Annotated in this window: 23 protein-coding genes, 1 tRNA gene and 1 riboswitch; of the genes, 12 read left to right on the top strand and 12 right to left on the bottom strand. The window is 62.0% G+C overall.

The genetic code is table 11. The features are described from left to right. The first annotated feature begins 81 nt into the window (after nt 1-81). From A6U87_RS01120 to A6U87_RS01100, 5 genes are all read left to right on the top strand, one after another. Nucleotides 82-480, top strand: a complete 399-nt coding sequence (locus A6U87_RS01120) for a hypothetical protein (protein WP_065689406.1) — start codon at nt 82-84, stop codon at nt 478-480. A gap of 88 nt (nt 481-568) precedes the next feature. Continuing rightward, entirely contained in the window at nt 569-1,216 is a 648-nt protein-coding gene (locus A6U87_RS01115; RefSeq protein WP_065689405.1) for a response regulator transcription factor, read from the top strand. A 109-nt stretch (nt 1,217-1,325) separates the two neighbouring features. Continuing rightward, nucleotides 1,326-1,991 carry a helix-turn-helix transcriptional regulator gene (locus A6U87_RS01110; RefSeq protein WP_065690195.1) on the top strand — a complete coding sequence of 222 codons (666 nt, stop codon included), beginning with the start codon at nt 1,326-1,328 and terminating at the stop codon, nt 1,989-1,991. A gap of 11 nt (nt 1,992-2,002) precedes the next feature. Next, nucleotides 2,003-2,740 carry a thermonuclease family protein gene (locus A6U87_RS01105; RefSeq protein ID WP_065689404.1) on the top strand — a complete coding sequence of 246 codons (738 nt, stop codon included), beginning with the start codon at nt 2,003-2,005 and terminating at the stop codon, nt 2,738-2,740. 53 nt (nt 2,741-2,793) lie between these two features. Continuing rightward, complete coding sequence (locus A6U87_RS01100; RefSeq protein ID WP_065689403.1) at nt 2,794-3,207, top strand: tellurite resistance TerB family protein; 414 nt, start codon at nt 2,794-2,796, stop codon at nt 3,205-3,207. Here A6U87_RS01100 and A6U87_RS01095 read toward each other — a convergent pair. Beyond that, nucleotides 3,204-4,079 (bottom strand): transporter substrate-binding domain-containing protein, encoded by an 876-nt coding sequence (locus A6U87_RS01095; protein WP_065689402.1) that lies wholly within the window; start codon nt 4,077-4,079, stop codon nt 3,204-3,206. The genes A6U87_RS01100 and A6U87_RS01095 overlap by 4 nt on opposite strands. Before the next feature lie 58 nt (nt 4,080-4,137). Between A6U87_RS01095 and A6U87_RS01090 the strand changes: the two genes are divergently transcribed. Further along, nucleotides 4,138-6,057, top strand: coding sequence for a glycosyltransferase family 2 protein (locus A6U87_RS01090; protein ID WP_083199244.1), 1,920 nt, complete (start codon nt 4,138-4,140; stop codon nt 6,055-6,057). 238 nt (nt 6,058-6,295) lie between these two features. Continuing rightward, nucleotides 6,296-8,305 carry a methyl-accepting chemotaxis protein gene (locus A6U87_RS01085; protein ID WP_065689401.1) on the top strand — a complete coding sequence of 670 codons (2,010 nt, stop codon included), beginning with the start codon at nt 6,296-6,298 and terminating at the stop codon, nt 8,303-8,305. 165 nt (nt 8,306-8,470) lie between these two features. On the opposite strand, the gene A6U87_RS01080 is transcribed toward A6U87_RS01085, so the two are convergent. Continuing rightward, the gene (locus A6U87_RS01080) at nt 8,471-8,656 is read right to left on the bottom strand and encodes a hypothetical protein (RefSeq protein ID WP_065689400.1); all 186 of its coding nucleotides are present in this window, start codon (nt 8,654-8,656) and stop codon (nt 8,471-8,473) included. A gap of 369 nt (nt 8,657-9,025) precedes the next feature. On the opposite strand from A6U87_RS01080, the gene A6U87_RS01075 reads away from it, so the two are divergent. Next, the gene (locus A6U87_RS01075; protein ID WP_065689399.1) at nt 9,026-9,439 is read left to right on the top strand and encodes a hypothetical protein; all 414 of its coding nucleotides are present in this window, start codon (nt 9,026-9,028) and stop codon (nt 9,437-9,439) included. Nucleotides 9,440-9,535: 96 nt separating this feature from the next. Here the strand turns inward: A6U87_RS01075 and A6U87_RS01070 are convergent. Together A6U87_RS01070 and A6U87_RS01065 are read right to left on the bottom strand one after the other, a co-directional pair. Next, nucleotides 9,536-9,609, bottom strand: a tRNA-Gly gene (locus A6U87_RS01070). Nucleotides 9,610-9,664: 55 nt separating this feature from the next. Next, nucleotides 9,665-10,759 carry a 2'-deoxycytidine 5'-triphosphate deaminase gene (locus A6U87_RS01065; RefSeq protein WP_065689398.1) on the bottom strand — a complete coding sequence of 365 codons (1,095 nt, stop codon included), beginning with the start codon at nt 10,757-10,759 and terminating at the stop codon, nt 9,665-9,667. A 73-nt stretch (nt 10,760-10,832) separates the two neighbouring features. Next, nucleotides 10,833-10,911, top strand: a riboswitch (SAM riboswitch). A 44-nt stretch (nt 10,912-10,955) separates the two neighbouring features. On the opposite strand from A6U87_RS01065, the gene A6U87_RS01060 reads away from it, so the two are divergent. Together A6U87_RS01060 and apaG are read left to right on the top strand one after the other, a co-directional pair. Next, nucleotides 10,956-12,140, top strand: a complete 1,185-nt coding sequence (locus A6U87_RS01060) for an O-succinylhomoserine sulfhydrylase (protein WP_065689397.1) — start codon at nt 10,956-10,958, stop codon at nt 12,138-12,140. Between the two features lie 219 nt (nt 12,141-12,359). After that, the gene (gene apaG / locus A6U87_RS01055) at nt 12,360-12,752 is read left to right on the top strand and encodes a Co2+/Mg2+ efflux protein ApaG (RefSeq protein WP_065689396.1); all 393 of its coding nucleotides are present in this window, start codon (nt 12,360-12,362) and stop codon (nt 12,750-12,752) included. Here the strand turns inward: apaG and A6U87_RS01050 are convergent, their stop codons facing one another. The 3 genes from A6U87_RS01050 to A6U87_RS01040 form a co-directional block, all read right to left on the bottom strand. Further along, on the bottom strand, nt 12,753-13,748 hold the full coding sequence (locus tag A6U87_RS01050) for an Hsp33 family molecular chaperone (protein ID WP_065689395.1): 996 nt from the start codon (nt 13,746-13,748) through the stop codon (nt 12,753-12,755). It lies immediately after the preceding gene. Nucleotides 13,749-13,840: 92 nt separating this feature from the next. Next, nucleotides 13,841-14,758 carry an ornithine carbamoyltransferase gene (gene argF, locus A6U87_RS01045; RefSeq protein WP_065689394.1) on the bottom strand — a complete coding sequence of 306 codons (918 nt, stop codon included), beginning with the start codon at nt 14,756-14,758 and terminating at the stop codon, nt 13,841-13,843. A 45-nt stretch (nt 14,759-14,803) separates the two neighbouring features. Continuing rightward, nucleotides 14,804-16,003, bottom strand: coding sequence for an aspartate aminotransferase family protein (locus A6U87_RS01040; RefSeq protein WP_065689393.1), 1,200 nt, complete (start codon nt 16,001-16,003; stop codon nt 14,804-14,806). A 421-nt stretch (nt 16,004-16,424) separates the two neighbouring features. Between A6U87_RS01040 and A6U87_RS01035 the strand changes: the two genes are divergently transcribed. Together A6U87_RS01035 and A6U87_RS01030 are read left to right on the top strand one after the other, a co-directional pair. Continuing rightward, nucleotides 16,425-16,961, top strand: coding sequence for a GcrA family cell cycle regulator (locus A6U87_RS01035; RefSeq protein WP_065689392.1), 537 nt, complete (start codon nt 16,425-16,427; stop codon nt 16,959-16,961). Nucleotides 16,962-17,108: 147 nt separating this feature from the next. Continuing rightward, nucleotides 17,109-17,759 carry an aspartate/glutamate racemase family protein gene (locus A6U87_RS01030; RefSeq protein WP_065689391.1) on the top strand — a complete coding sequence of 217 codons (651 nt, stop codon included), beginning with the start codon at nt 17,109-17,111 and terminating at the stop codon, nt 17,757-17,759. 65 nt (nt 17,760-17,824) lie between these two features. Here A6U87_RS01030 and phoB read toward each other — a convergent pair whose 3' ends face one another. The 5 genes from phoB to pstC are packed head-to-tail and all read right to left on the bottom strand — an operon-like array spanning nt 17,825 to nt 22,929. Continuing rightward, nucleotides 17,825-18,508 (bottom strand): phosphate regulon transcriptional regulator PhoB, encoded by a 684-nt coding sequence (phoB, locus tag A6U87_RS01025; protein WP_065689390.1) that lies wholly within the window; start codon nt 18,506-18,508, stop codon nt 17,825-17,827. A gap of 36 nt (nt 18,509-18,544) precedes the next feature. Beyond that, nucleotides 18,545-19,258 carry a phosphate signaling complex protein PhoU gene (gene phoU / locus A6U87_RS01020; protein WP_065689389.1) on the bottom strand — a complete coding sequence of 238 codons (714 nt, stop codon included), beginning with the start codon at nt 19,256-19,258 and terminating at the stop codon, nt 18,545-18,547. Nucleotides 19,259-19,301: 43 nt separating this feature from the next. After that, nucleotides 19,302-20,117, bottom strand: a complete 816-nt coding sequence (gene pstB / locus A6U87_RS01015; RefSeq protein ID WP_065689388.1) for a phosphate ABC transporter ATP-binding protein PstB — start codon at nt 20,115-20,117, stop codon at nt 19,302-19,304. A gap of 14 nt (nt 20,118-20,131) precedes the next feature. Beyond that, the gene (gene pstA / locus A6U87_RS01010) at nt 20,132-21,451 is read right to left on the bottom strand and encodes a phosphate ABC transporter permease PstA (protein ID WP_065689387.1); all 1,320 of its coding nucleotides are present in this window, start codon (nt 21,449-21,451) and stop codon (nt 20,132-20,134) included. After that, complete coding sequence (gene pstC, locus A6U87_RS01005; protein WP_065689386.1) at nt 21,448-22,929, bottom strand: phosphate ABC transporter permease subunit PstC; 1,482 nt, start codon at nt 22,927-22,929, stop codon at nt 21,448-21,450. The genes pstA and pstC overlap by 4 nt, the downstream gene beginning before the upstream one ends. Nucleotides 22,930-23,024 lie beyond the last annotated feature (95 nt).

The raw sequence follows: 23,024 nt of genomic DNA, 5'->3' as shown, positions 1-23,024 counted from the left end.
CGGGCTTTGCCGCAAAGACGCGGCGATGTCCACGCCCCGACGCGAAAAATGCGACGGCCACCGAGATTTCCGGAGGAAACCATGAAAAATATCGCAATCGGCCTTGTCGCCTTCTTGCTGCCGCTGGGGGCACTTGCCGCCGAACCTGACACCTCCCGCTTCCAGCTCGAGCGCAGCGGCGATCACTTCGTCCGGCTCGACCGCCAGACTGGCGCGATGTCGCTATGCGAGGAAAAGGACGGTTCGCTCGTCTGCCGGATGGCCGCCGACGAACGCGCCGCCTACGAGAACGAACTCGACCGGCTCTCCGATCGCGTCACCGCGCTCGAGAACAAGAGCATCGTCAACAAGGCCCTGCCCTCGGATGCGGAAATCGACCGTTCAATCGGCATCATGGAGCGCTGGATGCGCAGCTTCATGGGGATAGTCAAGGAATTCCAGGGCGAAGAGCAGCGCAACGCCCTTCCGCAAAAGACCTGATTTGCTATAATCTATAGGTACGGAGGCCTATTTCGCGAGCGATCGCGGTATACGGAGACGTTATCGAGCTCTTGGGAGGGAGTTTTCGATGCATGAGCAGACGATAATCATCGCAGACGATCATCCGCTTTTTCGCGATGCGCTGCGTCAGGCTGTCGAGGGCATGGACGGCCACCAGGAAATCGTCGAAGCCGGCGATTTTTCCGCGGCGCGCAAGGCGGCCGGCGACCACCCCGACGCGGATCTGATGCTGCTTGACTTGGCAATGCCCGGTGTCAGCGGTTTCTCAGGACTGATGGCATTGCGATCGGAATTCGCCGGGCTGCCGATCGTGATTGTGTCCGCCTCCGACGACACGACCACCATCCACCGGGCGCTGGAGCTCGGCGCCTCCGGTTTCATTTCCAAGTCATCCGGCATCGAGGATATCCGCCGCGGCATCCAGACGGTGCTGGCAGGGGATATCGCAACGCCTGAAAACTATCGCGATGGGCAGGAGCATGATCCTGACGTCGCCAGGCTCATCCACCGGCTGCATACATTGACGCCGCAACAGAGCCGGGTGTTGACGATGCTTGCCGAAGGCCTGCTCAACAAGCAGATCGCCTATGAACTCGGTGTGTCGGAAGCGACCATCAAGGCCCATGTGTCCGCGATATTGCTGAAGCTCGATGTCGACAGCCGCACGCAGGCGGTGATTCAGCTCGGCAAGATCAACATGGCACTGGTCGCCTGACGGCGCGATAGAGGATTTTATTCCTCACGTCTCTTTACTCCCGCATCGCTTGCCGCTAATATTTCAGCCGATAGGGAACCGCGCCTGCAGGCGCATGGAAGCAGGCGACATGCTGTCACACGAGCAGATCTGGGGAGCAATCGACAGGCTTGCCGAACGGCACGACCTGACGCCCTCCGGTCTTGCGCGCCGCGCCGGCCTCGACCCGACCTCATTCAACAAATCCAAGCGATTGTCCGCCGACGGACGGTTGCGCTGGCCGTCCACGGAATCGATCGCGAAAGTGCTCGATGCGACCGGCTCCAGCATGGAACAATTCATGACCTTCATGCGGCCGGCAAACGGATTTTCGAACATACCGGACGGCGCTTTTCCACCGCAGGGGAGCTCTATCCCATTGCTGGGCTTTGCCCAGGCGGGTGCCGGCGGCTTTTTCGACGACGGCGGTTTTCCGGCCGGGCAAGGCTGGGACGTGGTGGAATTTCCCGCAGCGCCCTCGCAAAGGGCTGGTGTCTATGCGCTCGAGGTGCAGGGCGAAAGCATGATGCCGCTCTATCGCGATGGGGACGTGCTGATCGTCGAGCCCGGTGCGCAGGTGCGCCGTAACGACCGCGTCGTCGTCAAGACGCGCGAAGGCGAGGTAATGGCGAAGGTTCTGCTGCGCCAGAGCCCGCGTTCCATCGAGCTGATGTCGCTCAATCCCGAGCATCCGAACCGGACGATCGAGCTTTCCGATGTCGATTGGATAGCCCGGATCATCTGGGCCAGCCAGTAGGAAAATCTTCCATGCGTCCTGCGGCAATTCTGACGGCTGTTGCGGGGATCGGGGTGGTTGTCGGCCTTATCGGCGCGGGCGGCCAGAGGCTTGGGCGCACGGTAGATCCTAACCAGACATCCGAGCCAGCACCGGACGGTGGCCAAGCCGAAGGCACAACGACGCCTGCCCCGCAGCCGACAACCAATCCGCAAGCCAGCATGAATGCCAGAGCAATCGACGCCGCGAGCCAGTTCTACCCGGCTGCGGTGGACGGCAAGCCTCTCGAGCGTGTTGCGGCACCCGAGCCCGAGAAACCGAAAGCGACCGAAGAGAAGGAGGGCACGAACCTTCCGCGCCCCGTAGCGGAAAGCGCCGGCGTCCTCGGCTTCGGCGACAGGCGGCTGCAGCTTGCCGACATCATCCCCACCCCGGCGGACAAGGTCTGCACCGACCCAAGCGGCGTCGAATGGCCATGCGGAATGCTTGCCAAGACAAACTTCCGGCTTTTCCTCAGACTGAGGACCGTCAGATGTGATCTCGACAGCGCCGATTGGAGCGGCACCGTCACCACCTCGTGCAAGATCGGCACGCAGGATCTTTCGCAGTGGCTGGTCGAGACCGGCTGGGCCGACGCGGCGGATGGTTCAGCCCTCGTCGAGGCGGGTACAAAGGCGAAGCAGGACCAGAAAGGCCTGCATGGCGAAGACCCGCGCAAGGGTGTCCCCGTTCCCGGTCCGCTGCCCGATGAACCAGCCGATCCCTTGTAATGCGCCGGACCAGTTCTTAAACTCTAGGCTCGCTAGAGAGGAACGATCCAGACATGAACAAGCCGCTTTCCGCCCACGATGCGTTGATCTACGTGATGGTGATGGCATCCGCCGTCGACAGTACGATGAACGATCGCGAACTGGAGCGTATCGGCGAGCTGATCGGCTTTCTGCCGGTCTTTCGCGACTTCGACGAGGACCGGCTGATATCGGTGGCGCGTGACTGCGCCTCGCTCCTTGCCGGCCCCGAGGGGCTCGATGTCGTGCTGGAGACCGTCAAGGATACCGTGCCTCCACGCCTCTACGACACGGCCTACGCGCTTGCTGTCGAAGTTGCGTCGGCGGACCTGTCGGTGAAGGCGGAAGAACTGCGCCTGCTCAGCCTGCTACGCGACCGGCTCGGCCTCGACAAGCTGACCTGCGCTGCCATAGAGCGCAGCGCCATCGCCCGGTTCCGCAAGGGTTAGTAAAGACCGTAAGGAAAATAGCGAAGGTAGATTTCCTGCAGGCGTCCGCTGCGCGAGAGCGCAGCGAGCGCATGGTCGAGCGCGGCCGTGAGAACATCGTCCTTCTGACGCAGCATGACGGTCATGCCCTCCCCGAGGAACTGCTCGGAGAGATAGGGACCGTCGAACAGCTCGCAGCACTTCGCCGAGGCCGGCGACGATACCCAGAAGGACAGCTGCAGCGAATCCGCGAAAGCGGCCTCGACCTTGCCCTCCTTCAGCGCGGCAAGCAGCGCGTCCTTGCTGTCGAACGGCATCGCCTTCACCTTGGGGAAATAGGAGGCCAGCATGGCTTCGTGCGCCGTTCCCTTGACCACGCCGACCGTGTGGCCGGCAAGGGCCGTCGCGGCGTCGCCCTGGACCGCAACCTTCACATTGCGGACGAAGCGCGCCGGCAACATGAGATAGGGCCGCGAGAAGGCAAACTGTCGCCTCAACTCGGCAGTCACCGCCACGCCGGCGATCACGGCATCGCCCTGCGACGCCCCGAGCGCATCCTTGAGATCAACGAAGGGTAGTGCCTGGATCTGGCATTTGTCGGCGATCTCGAGCTCTGTGCAGATCTCGCGCGCCAGATCGACATTGAAGCCCGCGAGCTTGCCATTCTGATCGGTGAAGTTGAACGGCGGGAAATCCATCGACGTCAGGAAACGCAGGCGAACAAGCGCCGAAAGATCCGGCTTGGCAAGGCGCTCACGGGAATCGAACAGCAGCGGCAATGATGGCGTTGCCTGCTGGGCAAGCGCCGGAAACGCGCCCAACGCCACGACCAGAGACAGGAGAAAACTGCGAAGCCCCTCAAGATTTAGGGATGCCAGTCTAGATTGCATCATTATGCTTCGACCTCGGGGATTAGCATGCACTGCCATTGTGAAACGGTGTATCAGAGTCATGCGTATCGGGGAATATGCGCCAGGCGGAAACGAAGATTGCGAACGGCCACGGCATCCCGTGGCCGGCAGCACCATGCCGCCCGCGCAGCTCCCGCAGGCCGACCCCTACCAGGCGGAAATCGAGGTTCTTCTGAAGCTCGGCATCGGGAAGCCAACGGTTGCGAAGGCGGCCCAGTCGGCCCGCCACCATGGCACGACCGTGGAGCAGGAACTGCTGGCAAGCGACTTGATCGACCCCGACAGCTATTACGCGGCACTCGCACGCGGGCTGACGCTTCCGTTTCTTTCTGCCATCGATGCCTCGCTCGTCACCGATGACATTGCACTCGATACGCAGCTCGTCGAAATCAAGACGGTCCGGCTGAACTATGCCAGCAAGTCGATGTTTGCGATCGTTCCCGAAGCGAGAAAGCTGGCCGCGCTTGCGCAGGCATTCGAACGGCGGCCCGATATTGCCGACAGGATGCTCGTCACGACGCCGTCGGCCTTGCGCGCGGCGATCTGGCAGTCGGGATCCGAGCGCCGATTGCGGCAGAGCATCAGCACGCTCTTCGACAAGGGCGCGCGCTTCAGCGCCCGCATTGTTCTTTCGGGGAAACAGGGCTTCCTGGCGGGAGCCGGCCTGTGCGCGCTTGGCTTTGCCATTGCCTCCAGCGCTCTTACGCTGACCATTATCCACGCCGCCATTTCGGTCCTGTACATGGCGGCGATCCTGGTGCGTGCCTGCGCCCTTTTCTGTCGCCATCGACCGACGGCGCATCCCATCGCGCCCCATCGCCTGCCCGTCTACACGGTGCTCGTCGCCGCCTACAAGGAGGCGGGGATTGCGAGCCAGCTCGTGGATGCGCTGAAACGCCTGAACTGGCCGGCGTCGAAGCTCGATATCAAGCTGGTGTGCGAGGCGGACGACCATGACACGATCGCAGCCTTCCGCGCGCAAAACCTTGGCCCGCAGTTCGAGATCGTCGCCGTGCCCGCCGCGCATCCGCGCACCAAGCCGAAAGCGCTCAATTATGCGCTTGCCGGCGCCAGGGGCGAATTTGTGGCGATCTACGATGCCGAGGATCGCCCGCATCCGGACCAGTTGCGCGCCGCCTACGCGCGATTCCTGGCCGGGCCTTCGGATGTCGCATGCCTGCAGGCGCCGCTTGTCGTTTCCAATGGCTCCGCTTCCTGGATCAGTGCCGCATTTGCGCTGGAATATGCGGCCCTGTTTCGAATGCTGCTGCCGATGCTGGCACACTATCGCCTGCCGCTGCCTCTGGGCGGCACGTCCAATCATCTGCGGTTGGCCGATCTCAGGAGTTGCGGCGGCTGGGATCCGTACAATGTCACGGAGGACGCCGATCTCGGGATGCGGCTGCATCGGCTCGGCTACAGGAGCGGCGTCATCAGTTGCCCGACCTATGAAGACGCGCCGACGACCTTTCGTATCTGGCTCAATCAGCGCACACGCTGGTTCAAGGGCTGGCTGCAGACCTGGCTGGTGATGATGCGTGCGCCGGTCGCGCTGGTCAGGGAAATGGGCATCGGCGGCTTCATCGTCTTTCAGCTGCTCATCGGCGGGATGCTGATTTCCTCGCTTGCCCATCCGTGGCTCATTGCACTTCTTCTGACGACAGCCACCTACATCATGTTCGGCCTGCCGTCGCTCGGCAGCAGTGACGGCGCGCTCTTCGTCCTCGATATCGCCAACATGCTGGCAAGCTACGGCCTGTTTCTGCTCTTGGGAACAACGGCGATGCTGCGCGACGAGAAGAGGCGAATGGGGCGGGTCTGGGCCTATATTCCGCTCTACTGGCTGATGATCTCGGCGGCGGCCTGGCGGGCTGTCCTGGAGTTGCCCCTCAAGCCATTTTTCTGGGACAAGACACCGCATCTGCCTTCCGACACCGCACACAAGTTGCACAATCGTTAGCGACCGGCGACTACAAGTGAAGGGGCGAAAATTTTCCGGGGACAGCAGCTCGCTGTTAGCCCGGCATTAAGCAATTTACCATTCTAGTCAGGCCCGACGACACCGGCTCCCGGCCGAATGCATGATGCGCATGTCGAGCCTTCCCAGGCATCGTTCGTTCACGAACAGAACCTCGCCCTCCGCTTCTCAACTGCCTCCCCCAAGCCGGTGCAATACCGCCCACGAGTGGACATACCCCATGCTGAAACACCTTAAAATTCGGACCAAAATCATATCCGTTGTCGCGCTTCTCGGGGTGATCGCACTCGCCGGGCTGATCTACATCGTCACCGAATTTCGTGGCGCGGACGCGGCCTATAGCGCCTTCATCGACCACGAGGCCCTTGCGGCTATGCAGGCATCGCGTGCCAGCGCCTCGGTCAACGCCGCCGTTCTGCAGACGACTGTCATCGGCGGCCTGAAGGCGGGCACGCCTGCCTTCGACGCAGCACTTGCCGCCCCGAACCGGTTTACGCAGGCCCGTGAGCGCCTTCAGCAAGCAGTGGATCTGGTTCCCAGCCGCCAGCAGGCGATCGATGAATTGCTGGCAAACATCGACGAGATGCAGGCCACCTCCAACAAGGCCACGGATCTTGCCAAGGCCGGCGACACTACCGGCGCGCAGCTTGCCGTCGGCATGCTGAACTCCCAGCTCAATGCCATCACGCCGAAGCTCATTGCCAACAATGATGCCTTGATGTCGCTGCTCAACGATGGCGGCGATGCGCTGTCGGCTACCGTGAACCAGCGGATCGAGTTCTGTTTCATCCTTATCGGCCTTGCCGTCCTCGCCGCCGTCGGCCTGAGCGTCTGGATCGCCCAGGCAGGTATTTCGACCCCGATGGCACGTCTGCGCGAACGGATGACCAAGCTCGCCCAGGGTGAGACGGCAAGCCCGGTCGACGGCCTCGATCGTCGCGACGAAGTGGGCCAGATGGCGGAAGCCGTCGCTGTGTTCCGCGACAGCGCCATTGCACGTGTCCGCCTCGAAGGCGAAGCCGAGCGCAACCGCAATCTCAGCGACAGCGAACGCCGCGAACGCGAAGCCCAGAAGGCGACCGAAGCCGCCGATCTTGCGCGCGCCGTCGACGCACTCGGCGATGGCCTGCGCCGCCTGGCAGCCGGCGATCTTGCCTCGCAGATCAACACGCCCTTCGTCGGCGACCTCGACGCCCTGCGCCAGGATTTCAACAACTCGATCTACAAGCTGAACGAGACGATGCAGACCGTGGGCGCCAATGCCCGCGCCATTAGCGCCGGCGCCAACGAAATCCGTTCGTCGGCCGATGAACTCTCCAAGCGCACCGAGCAGCAGGCCGCCTCCGTGGAGGAAACCGCTGCCGCGCTCGAGCAGATCACCACGACGGTCCGCGATGCTGCAAAACGCGCCGAAGAGGCCCGCGAGCTCGTGACGCGGACGCGCACCGGCGCCGAAAAGTCCGGCAACGTCGTCCGCAAGGCCGTCAATGCCATGCAGCAGATCGAGCAGTCGTCGGTCGAAATCGGCAACATCATCGGCGTCATCGACGATATCGCCTTCCAGACCAACCTGCTGGCGCTGAACGCCGGCGTGGAGGCTGCGCGTGCCGGTGAAGCCGGCAAGGGCTTTGCCGTCGTCGCCCAGGAAGTTCGTGAGCTGGCTCAACGTTCCGCCAATGCCGCCAAGGAGATCAAATCTCTCATCACCACCTCCGGTGATCACGTGCAGACGGGCGTCGCTCTCGTCGGTGAAACCGGGCAGGCGCTCGACGCCATCGTTCACGAGGTGCAGGAGATCAATCAGCACGTCCATGCGATCGCCGAAGCCGCGAGAGAGCAATCGACCGGGCTCCAGGAGATCAACACGGCCGTGAACACGATGGACCAGGGAACGCAGCAGAATGCGGCCATGGTCGAAGAAAGCACCGCTGCGGGCCATAAGCTCGCAACGGAGGCAGCAACGCTCACCAACCTCCTCGACCAGTTCAAGCTGACGGGCACGGGCGGCTTTGTGGCCGGCGTTGCCAGCGTCCATTCAAGTCCTGTCCAGGCAGCTCCGCGGGCGGCTTCGCAGCCGGTCGTGACCCGCAAGGCCCCTGTCCGGGTCGCAACGCCTGGCGTCTCCCGGCCAAGCTCCTCACCTGCACGCGCGCTGGGCCAGAAGCTCGCCAGCGCCTTCGGCGGCGGCTCCTCCAGCGCCAGCAACGATGCGGATTGGACAGAGTTCTGATCGGGTATCAGCCAATAGAAATGAAAAAGGGCGGCCGACAAGCCGCCCTTTTTTTATCGCTCTGATGCGTGCGACGTAGAGTCCTTGAAGGTCTTCCACCTCGCCAGAACGAAAACGGGCCCGGCATTATCGTGCCGGGCCCGTTTTCGTTGATCCGCGTTACGCTCAAGCAAAGCCGAGCGGTATGTTCTCCAGCGTGCGGCCACGGCCATAATCACGCTCGTAGGAGGAGCGCTTATCCTCGCGCTTGGCGGCACCTTCCGTTTCCGGCGCCAGATAGCCGTCTGCATAGGTTCCGGTATCGCCATAGTCCGGGGTTTCGCGTTTGGCCGTGAAGATTTTCAAAAGCATTCAGCTACTCCTCCTGATCGTGCAGACAACGACGTCGATAGCGTCTCGGTTCCGTCCTAGCGGAGAATAGTTAAAAATTAACTATAAACATTAGAGGATCGTCAATAAGTAGCAGCGGATCGAAGCCATCTTTGCCAAAAAATCGACGAAGGGCGGCCCGTGCGTCTGCCTATCATCATTTCGGATCATCGGAATGATTGGTCCTCGGCCGGATCAGCGAACGAACCCCTGCCCGATCCACATCCGGTGGCGTCATGTTCAGCCTAACGGTGAAGCGCGGGGGGCGCGGAACCGTAGTACTATCGCAAACAGCAAAGTGCCGAGGGAGGTCGAACTATGCTGTCTCGTGGGGGGATGACTGGAATAGCCATGGCGATTGGTCTGGTGGGGTGCGCAACAGTGGTGCAGGATGCCCCGACCAAGGTTTCAGCCGTTAAAATGACCTGCGACAGCGTGACCAACAAATGCCGAACGCCGCAATGGGGACTGCGCGAAGACCGATGGAAGGGTGAGCGCATTTCCTGGCGAGTGGAAACGCCGCCCGGCTGGACGCTGGCGGGCAATCCGAGCGCAAGCTATGCCGGCAAGGGCGTCTACGACGTCAGCGTCACAGAATGGGGACCGACCTTCCTCACATGCCAATGGCATGCCGAAGGCGGCTGGGGCCTCTTCGCCTCCGGTGGATGGGTCGCGGGCTACTGCTTTGCCGACGGCGTGCCTCCAGTGACCAAGATCACACCGCCTCCGGCAAAACCCGGCAAAAAACCACGCGCTGCCTCTTGAGCGTCTGACGCCCCCGAGTGTGCGCCAGCCGCCGGATTCATCCTTGCAAACCCAGGAGCGGTGGGTGATGCACAAAGCCGGATGGTGGGTGATAGCTGGAGCGGGTGAAGGGAATCGAACCCTCGTATTCAGCTTGGGAAGCTGCTGCTCTACCATTGAGCTACACCCGCGTTATCGCGACCTTTCCAACAGAAGGTGGTTTCTGTCAAGCGGGGCGTGGAGAGGTCACAGGCGGAAGTGCTTGGAGAGCTTCAGGCCCTGCGCCTGGTAGTTGGAACCGAGGCCGGATCCGTAGAGGCTGGATGGCTGTTCCTGCATGTGTTCATAGACGAGGCGACCGACGATCTGGCCGTCTTCGAGGATGAAGGGGACCTCGTGGCTGCGCACCTCGAGCACCGCGCGGCTGCCACGGCCGCCAGCGGGCGCGTGGCCGAAACCGGGGTCGAAGAAGCCCGCGTAGTGCACGCGGAATTCGCCGACGAGCGGATCGAAGGGCGTCATTTCGGCTGCGTAGTTCGGCGGCACGTGGACCGCCTCGCGCGACACCAGGATATAGAATTCATCCGGATCAAGAATGAGTTCGTTGCGGCCGCGGCTGTAGAGCGGCTCCCAGAAATCGAAGATGTCGTGCTGTGCCTTCTTGTCGACGTCGACGACGGCGGTGTGGTGCTTACCGCGATAGCCGATCAGGCCTTCCTTGTCGCCGGCAAGGTCGATCGACAGTGCGATACCACCGCCCGATACGTTCGGCTGCTTGCTGGCGACCAGCGTCTCGGCATCGTGCAGCGCCAGCAACTCCGGCTCGCCGAGCAGGGCCTGGCCGACGCGAAAACGGATCTGCGACAGACGCGAACCGCGGCGAACGACGATCGGGAAGGTGCGCGGGCTGATCTCGAGATAGAGCGGACCGGAGTAGCCTGCCGGGATCTTGTCGAATTCCTGCGCGTAGTCGGTGATGACGCGGGTGAAGATGTCGAGACGGCCGGTCGAGCTTTTCGGATTGGCCGAGGCCGACATGTCGACCGGCAGGTCGAGGCGCTCCATCAACGGCACGATATAGACGCAGCCGGTTTCGAGCACAGCGCCTTCGCTGAGATCGACGACATGGAGGCTGAGACGGTCCAGCTTGTCTGAAACGAGATGCGACGGGCCCGGCATGAAGCTCGCGCGGACGCGGAACGCCTTCGCACCCAACCGAAGATCGAGGCTCGCCGGCTGGATCTGATCATGATCCAGATCGCGCTCGGAAATGAGCCGCCCTGCTTCGAACAGCGCCGCTATCGCGCGATCCGCCAAAATACCTGTTTCGCGAGCCATCATGCCCCATCCATAATTTGCCGCAGACAAAACCAAAATCGAGGAATTGACGCAAGCACGCAACGGCAGTATTGCAGCTTTATCCCGTGGTGATTTGGCCGGTCGGCTTGCAGCCACGTTAAACAAGTGGCTAAATAGACCGGGTTGAAACCGGTCTGCATTTGCGGCCGGTTTTTTTGTGTTTGAAAGTGGTGATGGCATGAGCAAGACTTGGCGCCCGGCAACCCAACTCGTCCACGGCGGAGCGCTCCGCTCGCAATATGGCGAGACGTCCGAAGCGATCTACCTCACGCAGGGCTTCGTCTACGAAACGGCGGAAGCCGCCGAAGCGCGTTTCAAGGGTGAGACGGAGGGCTATATTTACGCCCGCTACGGCAGCCCGACCAACGACATGTTCGAAAAGCGCATGTGCGCGATGGAAGGCGCCGAGGAAGCCCGCGCGACTGCGTCGGGCATGGCCGCCGTCGCTGCCGCCATTCTCTGCCAGGTCAAGGCAGGCGATCATATCGTTGCCGCCCGCGCCCTGTTCGGCTCCTGCCGCTGGGTTGTCGAGACGCTTGCGCCGAAGTACGGAATCGAGTGCACGCTGGTCGACGGACGCTATCTCGAGAACTGGGAAAAGGCGATCCGCCCGAATACCAAGGTCTTCTTCCTGGAGAGCCCGACCAATCCGACGCTCGAGGTGGTCGATATTGCCGGCGTCGCCAAGCTTGCAAACCAGATCGGCGCAAAGGTGGTCGTCGACAACGTCTTTGCGACGCCGCTCTTCCAGAAGCCTCTAGAGCTCGGCGCCCACGTTGTCGTCTACTCGGCCACCAAGCATATCGACGGCCAGGGCCGCAGCCTCGGCGGCGTGATCCTTTCCGACAAGGAATGGGTTACCGAGCACCTGCAGGACTACTACCGCCACACCGGCCCGGCGATGTCGCCCTTTACCGCGTGGACCTTGCTGAAGGGGTTGGAGACGCTGCCGCTGCGCGTCAAGCAGCAGACCGAGAATGCGGCGAAGATCGCCGATTTCCTGGCAGAGCAGAAGCAGATCGCCAAGATCATCTATCCCGGCCGCAAGGACCATCCGCAGGCCGATATCGTCGCCAAGCAGATGAAGGGCGGCTCGACACTGGTCGCGCTCGAACTGAAGGGCGGCAAGGAAGCCGCATTCGCGCTGCAGAATGCGCTTGAGATTGTGAAGATCTCCAACAACCTCGGCGACGCCAAGAGCCTGATCACGCATCCGGCGACGACGACGCACAAGAACCTGACGGATGAGGCACGCGCCGAACTCGGCATCTCGCCGGGTACGCTCCGCCTGTCGGCAGGCATCGAGGATGGCGACGACCTGATCGAGGATTTCGCCCAGGCGCTCGCCAAAGTGAAGGCCTGATCCACAAATCCGGTGGCCGGGTCGCCTTCGATCCGGCCATCTCCGGCATGGCAACCCTGCCGTCGCTCGCGCCAGGCGGGCAAGATATTAGTCTTAACACACGAAAAAGTCGCGATTCCGAGCGTTTAGACGCATTTAAGGGATGTTCGAAGTACCGTTTATTGACGTATCAGGGCTCTTATAAGATACCAGTAACGTATTGCGGCTAAGGTGTAAGGCATGTACCGCGCGCTGACACGAGACATTGAAGTGGTGGTGGAGCCCTTTTATCTGGAGGAGCAATCCGACCCGGACGACGATCGCTATGTCTGGGGCTACCGGATCGTCATCAGCAACAATTCCGATCTGACCGTTCGCCTCGTCAACCGCTATTGGAACATTACCGACCAGAACGGCATCGTCGATGAGGTGACCGGAGCGGGCGTGGTGGGCGAACAGCCGCGCCTGGAACCGGGCGATACCTACGAGTATTCGTCGGGCTGCCCGCTCGATACGCCGTCGGGCCTGATGTTCGGCCATTACCAGATGGAGACGGAAAAAGGCGAGCTCTTCGACGTCGAGATCCCCGCCTTCTCCCTGGATTCTCCAGGACTGCTCAGAGTCCTGAACTGATCACTCGGCAGCCTCGGTCACTTCCTCGACCTCATAGCGATAGGTCGTGGAGCAGAATTCGCAGGTAACCGCGATCTGGCCGTCTTCCTGGCTGGCTTCGATTTCATCCGCCGAGAAGCCCTTCAGTACGCCCTTGATCTTTTCGCGCGAACAGGAGCAGCGGTCGAAAACCGCGCGCGGTTCGTAGACGCGCACGCCGCGTTCGTGGAACAGGCGAAAGAGCAGCCGCTCGGTTCCGACCTGCGGATCCGTCAGCTCGTCGGCATGGATCGTCTCGACGAGCGAGCGAGCCTCTGCCCAGGCGTCGTCTTCCCGGTGCAGGCCGGTGCCGGTGTCGCCATCGCCGCCGTGCAGATCGGACTGGCGCATGCGCTCCGGCGCTTCGGGCAAGAACTGGGCGACGAGCCCTCCTGCCCGCCAGCGGTGGCGCGCCTTGCCCTTCTCGTCGCGATCAAACAATTCGGCCGCCGCAAGGCGAACGCGCGTCGGGATCTGCTCGGACTGACGGAAATAGGTGCCAGCGATATCCTCCAGCGTGGCGCCGTCGAGCGCGACGATGCCCTGGTATGGCTGGCTGAACTTGCCCTGATCGATGGTGAAGGCCAGCATGCCCTTACCAAGCAGCTGCTCAGGCTCGGTCTCGCCGGCCGCGATGGCGGCGTCGAGAAGGCCCTGATCGAAGCGGGCATAGGCGCGCACGTTCTCCGGCGTCGAGAAGTCGGCGACGAGCAGATCGACCGGACCGTCGCTCTTGGTCTGGACCGTGAATTTGCCTTCGAACTTCAACGACGTTCCGAGCAGCACCGTCAGCGCGATGACTTCGGCCAGCAGCCGGGCGACCGGCGCCGGATAATTGTGGCGCTCAAGAATGGCATCGAGCATCGGGCCGAGCTGGACGGCGCGACCGCGCACATCCAGGCCTTCGACCTGAAAGGGAACGACATGATCATCGCCGGCGAAATCGAACTCGCCGAGCGTGGCTGCAGGTTCTGCCATGGTCTTCTCCTAGTCTGTGAGCGGCGGGCAAAGGTGCCCATCCGCTCGCGCGGCCACAGGCCTTTTCGGCCGAATGTGGCATCCAGTATGGTTCAGATCGCGCCCAGGCACCAAGCAAGAATCGACTTCTGCGCATGAAGGCGGTTTTCCGCTTCATCGAAGACCACGGATTGCGGACCGTCGATCACCTCGTCCGTGACTTCCTCACCACGATGGGCGGGCAGGCAATGCATGAACAATGCATCCTTGCCGGCCTGCGCCATCAAAGCCGAATTGACCTGATAAGGCTGGAAGACGTTGTGACCCCGGGCCCGATGTTCCTGATTCATGGAGACCCAGGTATCGGTCACCACACAATCGACGCCGGCAACCGCGCGGTCAGCATCGTGACCAAGCATGATTTCGGCGCCCTCATTGCGGGCCCAGTTCAGATAGTGATCCTTCGGCTCGGAACCAAGGGGTACGGCCATGTTCATGCGATAGCCGAACCGGGCAGCCCCTTCGATCAGCGAATGCAGCACGTTGTTGCCGTCGCCGGTCCAGGCAACGGTCTTGCCCTTGATCGGGCCACGGTGCTCCTCGAAGGTCATGATATCGGCCATGATCTGGCAGGGATGCGTGTCGTCCGTCAGCGCATTGATCACGGGAACGGTCGCATGTTCGGCAAGCTCCAGCAGCCGGGAATGCTCCGTCGTGCGGATCATGATCGCATCGACGTAGCGCGACAGAACCTTGGCCGTATCGCCGATGGTTTCAGCGCGGCCGAGCTGCATTTCGGTGCCGGAGAGGAACAGCGTTTCGCCGCCGAGCTGGCGCATGCCGACGTCGAAGGAGACGCGCGTACGGGTCGAGGGCTTTTCGAAGATCATTGCCAGCATCTTGCCTGCCAGCGGCTTGTCGCCCTGGCCTGCCTTGAATGCCTGCTTGCGGGAAATAGCGTCGTTCATGATCACCCGCAGGTCGGAGGACGATACCGCGGAGAGATCGAGGAAGTGTTTGGGGGAAGCCATTGTCGTTACCTATTACGCCCGCCGTCAGGCCGGGCACCTATCCGTTCAAGCCGTCTTCTTGATCTTGGAAGCGCGAACGCTTTCGGCGGCACGCTCCAGTCGGGCAAGGCCTTCTCGGGCTTCATCGGCGGTGACCACCAGCGGCGGGAGAAGACGAATGACATTATCGCCAGCAGGGATAGCCAGCAGTTGCGCTGCGCGGATCGCCTGCAGCAATTCAGACGACGGCACGGCGGCCTTGACGCCGAGCATCAGCCCTTCGCCACGAACATCCTCGATGACGTCGGGATAGCGATCCTTGAGCGAGGCGAGCCCCTGGCGGAACACCAGCGAGACGTCACGCACATGCTGGAGGAAGCCGTCTTCGAGAATAACGTCCAGCACGGCATTGCCGACCGCCATGGCGAGCGGATTGCCGCCATAGGTCGAGCCGTGAGTACCGGCCTTCATGCCCGACGCCGCTTCAGCGGTCGCCAGGCAGGCGCCGAGCGGGAAGCCGCCACCGATACCCTTGGCAACAGCCATGATGTCAGGTGTCACACCCGACCACTCATGCGCAAAAAGCTTGCCCGTGCGTCCGACACCGCTCTGAACCTCGTCGAGGATCAGCAGCAGGCCATTGTCATCGCAGATCTGGCGCAGCGCCTTCATGAATTCGGTAGTCGCGGGACGAATGCCGCCCTCGCCCTGAACGGGCTCGATCAGGATGGCTGCCGTTTCCGCTGTGATCGCAGCCTTCACCGCTTCGACATCGCCGAACGTCACCTGGTCGAAGCCCGGTGCCTTGGGACCAAAGCCTTCCAGGTACTTTTCCTGCCCGCCAGCGGCGATGGTCGCCAGCGTCCGGCCGTGGAATGCACCTTCGAACGTGATGATATGGAAACGCTCGGGGTGACCCTTGGAGAACTGGTAGCGGCGCGCCGTCTTGATCGCGCACTCGAGTGCCTCGGCGCCGGAATTGGTGAAGAACACCTTGTCCGCGAAGGTCGCCTGCGTCAGGCGCTTTGCGAATGTTTCCTGGCCCGGGATTTCATAGATGTTGGACAGGTGCCAGACCTTGTCGGCCTGCGCTTTCAGCGCGCCGACGACATGAGGATGCCCATGACCAACCGACGTCACGGCAACGCCGGCACCAAAATCAAGATATCGCTCGCCAGTTTCGGTGATTAGCCACACGCCCTCTCCTCGCTCGAACCGCAAAGGGGCACGAGAGTAGGTATCATAAAGCGGCGCGGCTTCAGCCATGGCGCGATCTCCTGTCATTGGCTACATCGGACTCCGGCTAAAAAGCGGGTCCAGAAAATTAAAAATGCCGCCTTTCGGCGGCGAGCAGCACTATTTACTTTTCGCACTGCAATGTCAACAAAACTGAGGTTTTAGTGCATGCGTCAAGCTGGCAATCAGGGCGCCTAAATCTATCAACAATTAATGTTGCATAAATGACTCTTCGCGCCAGCAAGTTGGGGAAAACTTGAAATTCGATTCCCCGCGATTCAACCGACTCTTGTCACGGAGTCAGCCTCACACTAGGTTAAAACTCAATTACTAGACTGCATGCGGCGGAACTAGTCACCAAAATCGAGCAAGCGTTTCTTGCCTCGGATACGTCCGGGGCAACGGTGAAGGATTCTGCCTACACCAACGCTAATAAGGCGGAGACAGGGGCATGAACTGGACAGACGAGCGCGTTGAAAAACTGAAGAAGCTGTGGTCCGAAGGCCTGAGCGCCAGCCAGATCGCGGCACAACTTGGCGGTGTAAGCCGCAATGCTGTCATTGGCAAAGTTCACCGCTTGAGCCTGCCGGGCCGGGCCAAGGCCGGCGGCACGTCGACGGCGACAAGAACGCCGAAGCGCGCCACGTCCGCGCCACGCGCTCCGAATTATGCATCCCGGATCACCGCCACCCGCACCGTCACCCGCCAGCAGGGTGCGACGATGCTGAAGGAAGAGATCGACATCGATGCGATCGAAGAAGTCAGCTACCGTCCTGCTGCCAACGTGGTCGTACCGATCTCGCGCCGCCTTGGCCTGACGGAGCTCACGGAACGCACCTGCAAGTGGCCGGTCGGCGATCCGCTGAAGGACGACTTTCACTTCTGCGGCTGTGAATCCCCGGATTCCTCACCTTACTGCACCTATCACCAGCGCATGGCGTACCAGCCGGTGAACGAACGCCGGAAGGCTGCAAACCGGGTCGCTTGATCCGGAAGCCGGATAAGGAATACAAAACGGGCCTTCGCGGCCCGTTTTTTGTTGACTGCGAGACGCGGAAGCTCGCATGCCGTACCAGGCACGGTGCGTATCTATAGGGTGCTTGCCGCTCGGCGGTCGCGCGCACTGGAGTATGCGGTGAAAATAGCCTGCCTACATACGGCCGACAGCAACGTTGCTGTATTCGAGGCCGCGGCACGAGAGATCGGCCTCGCCGAGGGAACGCTTGTCCATGCGGTCCGGCCCGACCTGCTCGCAGACGCCGAACGGTCGGGTGGGCTCACCCGCGACATTGCTCATGAAACCGCTTCGCTGCTGCGATCGCTCGGCCTGACGGCTGATGCCGTTATCCTCACATGCTCGACCCTTGGGCCGTCGGTGGACGCATTGGACGGCACGGTGTCCGTTCCCACCCTTCGCGTCGACGCTGCCTTGGCGGAACAGGCAGTTCAGGCGGGAGGCCGGATCGTCTTCCTCTGCGCGGTTCAAACCACCGTGGAACCAACGGCGCAACTCTTCGCCACGGCAGCCGAGGCAACGCAAACGGCGTTCGAAGTGCGCCTCGTGCCCGGGGCATGGGATCTGTTCAAGGCCGGCAATCGTGATGGATATCTGGCGGTCATTGCCGAGGCGGCAGATGCCGCTTATCGCGAGGGTGCAGCGACCGTTGCTCTCGCCCAGGCGTCGATGGTGGGCGCAGCCGATCTGGTCAAAGATGGTCCCAGACCCCTCAGCAGTCCAGCGGCGGGCCTTGCCGCCGCTGTGACGAGCGTTTCGCGAGACGCCTGAGCCGGCGGCTCGTTCCCACAAGACGAGCCCCCAGCGGCCCGCTCTGCTGGCGGATCGATGGAAGCCTATGCTTCCATCGAGTATCCGGCGCCACGAACGGTGCGGATCACATCCTGCATATTGGAGAAGTTCAGCGCCTTGCGCAGACGCCCGACATGGACGTCGACGGTGCGTTCGTCGACATAGATGTCGTGGCCCCAGACGCCGTCCAGAAGCTGCGAACGCGAGAAGACGCGGCCTGGCGACGCCATGAGGAATTCCAGCAGGCGGAATTCCGTCGGCCCCAGGCGGACTTCACGGCTCTTGCGATGAACGCGGTGGGTTTCGCGATCGAGTTCGATATCGCCGCACTTGAGGAGCGACGAGAGAACTTCCGGCTTGGCGCGGCGTAGCATCGCCTTGACGCGGGCAACCAGCTCGGGTGTCGAGAACGGCTTGACCACGTAGTCGTCGGCGCCGGTGGACAGGCCGCGAACGCGTTCGCTCTCCTCGCCACGGGCCGTCAACATGATGATCGGCAGACGTTCGGTTTCCGGCCGCATGCGCAGGCGACGGCAGAGCTCGATGCCGGACACGCCAGGCAGCATCCAATCGAGGATCAGAAGGTCGGGCGTGCGCTCCTGCAGCCGGATCTCGGCCTCGTCGCCGCGCAGGATGGTGTCGACCTCGAAGCCTTCGGCCTCGAGGTTATAGCGAAGAAGCACGCTCAGGGCCTCTTCGTCTTCAACGACAGCTACTTTAGGTATCATTCGTTTCGGTCTCCTGGGGGCGCGGTCGCGGAACGATTATTCAGTGACTGCGCCGACGGTGTTGGCGGTATCGTCCTTCGGACGTTCGCCTTCCGGCTGGGCACCGGTGGCCATGTAGTAGATGGTTTCGGCAATGTTGGTCGCATGGTCGCCGATGCGCTCGATGTTCTTGGCGCAGAAGAGAAGATGCGTGCAGCTGGTGATGTTGCGCGGATCTTCCATCATGTAGGTGAGCAGCTCGCGAAACAGCGAGGTGTACATCGCGTCGATTTCCTCGTCGCGCTCACGGATCGACTTGGCGCGGTCCGCAGCACGGCTCGTGTAAACGTCGAGAACTTCCTTGAGCTGGACAAGCGCCAGCTCCGAGAGGTGCTCGAGGCCGCGAGCGAGCTTGCGGGGAACGCCGCTGCTCTGCACGGCGATGACGCGCTTTGCAGTGTTCTTGCCAAGATCGCCAACGCGCTCGAGGTCGGCCGCGATGCGGATCGAACCCATGATTTCGCGAAGGTCGGCGGCCATGGGCTGACGACGTGCAATGGTGATGATCGCCTTGTCGCCGATCTCGCGCTCGGCGTGGTCGAGGATCACGTCGTCGGAAATGACCTTCTGGGCGAGCGCCGTGTCGCCGTTCACCAGGGCGCGGACAGCGTCTGAAACCATCTGTTCTGCAAGACCGCCCATTTCCGAAATACGGCGGGACAGGAACTTCAGGTCGTCGTCGTAGGCGGAATAGATATGTGTCGATGCCATGGGGCTTATCCTTGAATGTCCTGAGGGTTACCGTTGCCGGAGATCAACCGAAGCGGCCCATGATGTAGTCCTGGGTGCGCGGGTCATCCGGGTTGGTGAACATCTTGTCTGTGTCGTTTTCCTCGACGAGGTTGCCGAGGTGGAACATGGCGGTACGCTGCGAAACGCGAGCCGCCTGCTGCATCGAGTGTGTGACGATGACGATGGTGTAGCTTTCGCGCAGTTCGTGGATGAGCTCCTCGACCTTGGCGGTGGCGATCGGGTCAAGCGCGGAGCACGGCTCGTCCATCAGGATGACTTCAGGGCTGACCGCAACGGCGCGAGCAATGCAAAGGCGCTGCTGCTGACCGCCGGAGAGGCCGGTGCCGGACTCGTGAACGCGATCCTTCACTTCGTTCCACAGGCCGGCACGCTGCAGGCTGTATTCGACGATCTGGTCCATGTCAGCCTTGCTCTTTGCGAGGCCGTGGATACGCGGGCCGTAAGCGACGTTCTCGTAGATCGTCTTCGGGAACGGGTTCGGCTTCTGGAACACCATGCCGACACGGGCGCGCAGTTCGACCACGTCGATATCCGGATCGTAGATATCATCGCCGTCGAGCGTGATCTTGCCGGTGACGCGGCAATTGTCGATCGTGTCGTTCATGCGGTTCAGGCTGCGCAGGAACGTGGACTTGCCGCAACCGGACGGGCCGATGAGCGCCGTCACGGTATTTTCGCGGATGTTCAGCTTGACGTCGAAGAGCGCGCGCTTCTCGCCGTAGTAAACCGATACGTCCTGGCCAATCATTTTATACGGAATGGTATTCATCTTCTGGTCCAGCGCTTTCTCGACTGCTGCTTCCGTCAACATGTTCATGATGTTTACTCCGTTTACCAGCGGCGCTCAAAGCGACGACGCAGAAGGATAGCTCCGAGGTTCATGACGATCAGGAACAGGAGCAGGACGATGATGGCGCCGGAGGTGCGCTCGACAAAAGCGCGCTCGGCTTCGTTGGCCCACATGTAGACCTGCACGGGCAGTGCCGTGGAAGGATCCATGGGGGTGGCCGGTGCATTGGCGACGAAGGCAACCATGCCGATCAAAAGCAGTGGTGCCGTTTCGCCGAGCGCATGCGCCAGGCCGATGATGGTGCCGGTCAGGATGCCGGGCATCGCGAGCGGCAGGACGTGATGGAACACCATCTGCATCTTCGAGGCACCGAGACCCAGGGCTGCCGCGCGGATCGACGGCGGCACGGCGCGCAGCGCTGCGCGGGTTGCGATGATGATGGTCGGCAGCGTCATCAGCGTCAGCACCAGACCACCGACCAGCGACGCGGAGCGCGGCAGGCCTGCGAAGTTGATGAAGACGGCGAGACCGAGCAGACCGTAGACGATCGACGGAACGGCCGCGAGGTTGTTGATGTTGACCTCGATCAGGTCTGTCAGCTTGTTCTTCGGCGCAAACTCTTCGAGGTAGATCGAAGCGGCGACGCCGATGGGCAGAGCGAGAACGAGCACGATGAGCATCAGATAGAGCGAGCCGATCAGAGCAACGCCGAGGCCGGCTGCCTCAGGACGGCTCGAGTTGCCGTTGACGAAGAGGCCGGTGTTGAACTGCTTGTGCAGGGTGCCGCTCGCCGTGAGCTGCTGCATCCAGCCAACCTGCTTGTCGTTCACCTTGCGGTTCTTCTCGTCGACCTTGAGATCGATCTGGCCCTTGTTGGCAGAGTCGACGTTGGCGTCGGCGAGCAGCGTGACATTGACCGTCTTGCCGATCAGCGACGGATCAGCCATCACCATGTCGCGGAGAACGATCGGAGCGCCCTTGGAGATCATTGCCGAAGCGTCGCGCACGTCAGGGCGGCTGGAGGCATTGATCCCGAGCGTCTTGATCATCGCATCGCGGATCAGGACGGGATAGTTCGCTGCGACCAGCACCGACGGATCGGTGGCGCGCTTGTTGTTCGGGTCCAGCGTCTTTTCGCTGAACTCGATCGGCAGCGTGATCGCCGTCTGCAGGAAGGACGTGTAGCCCTTGCTGATTACGGTGGTCAGCAGGATCGCGAGGAAGATCAGGCCGAAGGAGATGGCGGCGATGCCGTAGGCCTGGAACCGACGCTCGGCGGCGTAGCGGCGCTTGATGCCGATATCGCGGCGAGCCGGTGCCTTGGAGACGATTGCGCCTGCGGGGGAAACAATATCCGTCATTCGTACTGCTCCCGGTATTTGCGCACGATGTAGAGCGCGTAGATGTTGAGGCAAAGCGTGATGAAGAACAGCGTGATGCCGAGCGCGAAGGCAACCAGCGTCTGCGGAGAGGTGAACTCAAGGTCGCCTGTCAGCTGGTTGACGATCTTGACCGTCACTGTCGTCATCGGTTCGAACGGGTTGATCTGGATGCGTGCGGCGACACCAGCGGCAAGCACGACGATCATGGTCTCGCCGATGGCGCGCGAGGCGGTCATCAGCAGCGCGCCGACGATGCCCGGGAGCGCCGCCGGGAGGACGACCTTCTTGATCGTTTCCGAACGCGTGGCGCCGAGGCCGAGAGAACCGTCACGCAGAGCGCGCGGCACGGCGGTGATGATGTCGTCGGACAGCGAGGAAACGTACGGGATCAGCATGATGCCCATGACGATACCGGCGGTCAGAACGCTCTGCGCCTGGATGAAATTGGTATAGTTACCGGTCAGAAGGCCGTTCACCTGCGAGGAGAGGTCGCGCAGGAAGGGACCAACGGTGACGAGGGCGAAGAAGCCGTAGACGATGGTCGGGATACCGGCCAGCACTTCGAGAAGCGGCTTGGCCAGCGAGCGAACCTTGGGAGCCGCATATTCCGCCATGTAGATCGCGGCAAACAGGCCGACCGGAACCGCGACCAGCATGGCGACGAAGCCGATGTAGAGCGTGCCGAGCAGCAGCGGGATCAGCCCGAACTGACCGAAGGACGAGCTGCCGGCGCCGGCAAAGCGCGGATCCCAGACAGTGCCAAAGAAGAAGTCGGCAGCCGGAACGGCGGCGAAGAAGTGGGCGGCCTCGGACAGCATGGAAAGAACGATGCCGATGGTCGTGAGGATCGCGATGGACGATGCCAGCAGCAGGCCCCAGAGCATGACGCGCTCGACACGGTTGCGAGCACGGAAGCGAGGTGCGACCTCGCGCAGGGCGTAGAAACCGCCCGCAACAGCCAGGACCAGAACGATCGCGGTCATCACGGCGCGGCTAGCGCCACTTTCCGCATTCAGCTTCTGGGCGGCTTCGATCATGTAAGGCTGCGGTTCGCCGGCGAGCGGAACGCCCTTTGCGGCGAGCTTCGCCTGGAGGCCTGCCGGATCGCTGGCACCCGCGCCGATTTCTTCCTGTGTCAACGCCGGCAGACCGCGCGCAATCGCGCTGACCATGCCGTAGTTCAGGTTCTGCTGGGCCGCAGGCTGAGCCTTGATGTCATCCGGGAACCCGCCGCGGACGGACGATTCGATGATGGATGGGCTGATGGCGAGCCAGGCGCACAGGACGATCAACGCCGGCAGGATCGCCCAGATGGCGGCATAGGCGCCATAGTAACCGGGTCTGGAATGCAATGCCGAGGACTTGCCTCCGGCGAGTGCCGTTGCGCGGCTGCGTGCTGCCACGAAGGCAACGGCGCCCAGCACCACGAGGCACAAGAGTATGACGGATGTACTCATTCGATAAGGTCCCCAGGCCCTTGGCCCCAAAAAACCAGAACGGCGGGCGGGCCGATCCGGCTTCCAACGATGGAGAATTTCAGCCTTACCGAGCC

Origin of the sequence: Rhizobium sp. AC44/96, from assembly GCF_001692185.1 — a bacterium.
Lineage (GTDB): Bacteria > Pseudomonadota > Alphaproteobacteria > Rhizobiales > Rhizobiaceae > Rhizobium.
This window is presented reverse-complemented; position numbering and strand designations above follow the sequence as displayed.